The organism is Flavobacterium sp. J27 (assembly GCF_004303025.1).
Lineage (GTDB): Bacteria > Bacteroidota > Bacteroidia > Flavobacteriales > Flavobacteriaceae > Flavobacterium.
Genome location: NZ_PJQW01000016.1, coordinates 1 through 2,402, shown reverse-complemented (window position 1 = coordinate 2,402; position 2,402 = coordinate 1). Strand labels below are relative to the sequence as shown.

3 protein-coding genes and 1 pseudogene are annotated in these 2,402 nt (G+C 30.2%); all 4 read right to left on the bottom strand.

Annotated elements, in window-relative coordinates:
* The coding region (locus CX675_RS20225) for a phospholipase effector Tle1 domain-containing protein (RefSeq protein ID WP_240723689.1) at positions 1-776 on the bottom strand (776 nt) is incomplete at its 3' end.
* A 20-nt stretch (positions 777-796) separates the two neighbouring features.
* Positions 797-1,753: a DUF2931 family protein gene (locus CX675_RS17685; RefSeq protein ID WP_240723688.1), complete on the bottom strand. Its 957-nt coding sequence runs from the start codon at positions 1,751-1,753 to the stop codon at positions 797-799.
* 67 nt (positions 1,754-1,820) lie between these two features.
* The gene (locus CX675_RS19920; protein ID WP_165396085.1) at positions 1,821-1,994 is read right to left on the bottom strand and encodes a hypothetical protein; all 174 of its coding nucleotides are present in this window, start codon (positions 1,992-1,994) and stop codon (positions 1,821-1,823) included.
* Positions 1,995-1,996: 2 nt separating this feature from the next.
* A pseudogene (locus tag CX675_RS17680) lies at positions 1,997-2,402 on the bottom strand (DUF2345 domain-containing protein); the annotation flags it as partial.

The following is a 2,402-nucleotide window of genomic DNA, read 5'->3' as shown; positions in this document are numbered from 1 at the left end:
GCTACATAATGTACTACATTACTAGCCACTCCTATATCATTTAATCCTAATTCTTCCACATCATCAAAATCTGGAAATGCCGAAAAATATTTAGAATAAGACGAAACTGTATCAAAAATGCCTAGAAAACGAACTCTAACATTGTCAATTTCGATTTCGTTTTCTTCTAATTTTAAACCTAAATGACCTCGTCTAGGAAACTCATCTCTTTGCGTAATATTACCATCACTGTCAGTTTTTTGAAGCATGGTACCACCCCGAGAACCAGTCGCTTTAAGTAAAGCTTTATATTTTGCTTTACTTATCTCGTGTACAAAATTTCTTGCTGCGGCAGCACCTCTACTAAAACCATACACATCTACCGTTAAGGTATTTACTCGTGTTGCACTTACTTTATTTTTCTCCTTTAATATTAAATCTACAATATTTTCACAACCTTTTCTTACTTTACCTCTAATTCCTGTAGACCCTGTCCCAAAGGCAAAGCCCATAGTTGCATCTTCTTCTCTATCTTCTGTTCCAATACCTTCAACATAGGTTTTAAGAGGGCTATCATAACATTTCCAAAGTCTTGCAACATTTGACCAATCATTATAATAACTGCTATCTTCTTTTTTTGTTACACCATTTTTTTTGAAATGCTCAGAATTATTTAATCTTTCTTGTGTATTGTTTTTATTATTTAATGTTCCATCAAAGAAAACCCCGATTAGAACATCTATTGCGCCTTTTGGTGGTTCCGGTGGAGAATAATCTCCAAAACTAATATTCGCCATAGTTTACTAATTTTAAAGTTTTATTCAATAGTTAATTTAAATTTTTTAATTTCAATTTCTTGAGACATACTTTTTAGTTTAATCGAAACCTTTGATTTATTAATTACTTTAATTATAAAATTAATCTCTTCTGTAGGATTAAATTTTTTATAGGCATTAAATAATTCGTTCTCATTAAACTCTTCTAACCAACAACCAACCTCTTTCTTTTGCTCTTTATCAATCCATCCGAAAGCTAAATACTTTAGCACTCCTCTTTCTTTATAACTAACATTAAGTTGTTCTTTTTTATTTGAAGATTCTATCTCAATTTCACCATTATAAGTATGCATTACAAAATTAATAAGCATTTCATTATCAGATAATTCAATTAAAGGTTTCCATAAATATCTTAATCGGTAACCTTCATACAGATCAGTTTTAGGATATTCCTTTTTCTTAATTCTTTCAAAAGTATTATACTCATTATTTAATTCTGACAAAACCACATCGTTGTACTTTTTTGAAAAAATAGGTTTGTTTTCTTCTGAAATAGTTTCCACATTAACAGATACTTCTTTTGCTTTATAATGAGCTATTTCAACTTGCCCTCTCACACTTGAAAGCCAAATTACCACTAGCCCGTTTGGAGCTAAACCTACTACAAACTTATTATAGGTTATTTTTTTATTTGTTACTTTATTAACAATTCCTTCATTAAAAAGCTTTATTAATTCTTCTTTTGGCAAGGCCCATTTCCCTTCGAAATTTTTTTGATCTACAAAAGAATGCCAAGCAATTTCTAAACTATCAGGGATACTTTTTAAATCTGGTCCCATAACAACAGTACCTCCTTCTTCTCCCCAGCCATAATTAATATCTCCAAAACCACTTAAAGATTGTGTGTAATCTTTAGCTGTTATTTCTCCTCTGTAGACTTGTACAGGATATTCTTTTGGTGCAGACAATGTTGCTGACCAATCAAATTTTTGTTCCATTTTTATATTTTGACATGAAATTGCTACTACATTAGTAACTAAAAAAATAAATAATAAGCTTAAAATATTATGCTTTATTCCCATCAGATACAATTTTCTTATTAGAAATCAAGTTTAAATTACCACCTGTAGCTTCCACATTTAATTTTGTGGTAATTTTTTCTAATTTTCCTCCAACAGTTACATTATAATCTGAAACGACAGTAATAGTCATATTTTTTGCTTTCTTATGTATTCCCATAATTAGAATAATTTTGATTTTTCAGCACTATTAAATTCAACTATTTTCCCACTTTGCAAAGTCATATTTTCTTTTTCGCTAAAAAGAGAAATCTCTGAAGCAATTTCATTCGAAATATCTGCCTGACGTACAAAATCTTTATCAACTATTTCCGTACGTGTATCTGAAGATTCTCTTATATTTCCTGTAGCACTTTGAATAATATCGGTTCCTGCTACTGTCGTTATATTTTCATTAGCTGAAGTATCAATATTTTCACCAGCATTTACACTAATGTTTTTTCCAGCAGAAATACTGATATTATCACCCGCAGCTATACTAAAATTTTTAGGTGCATTTACACTAATATTTCCTTTTCCATCCATCATCCAAGTATTACCACTAGGATCTTCTATAAAAACACTGCCT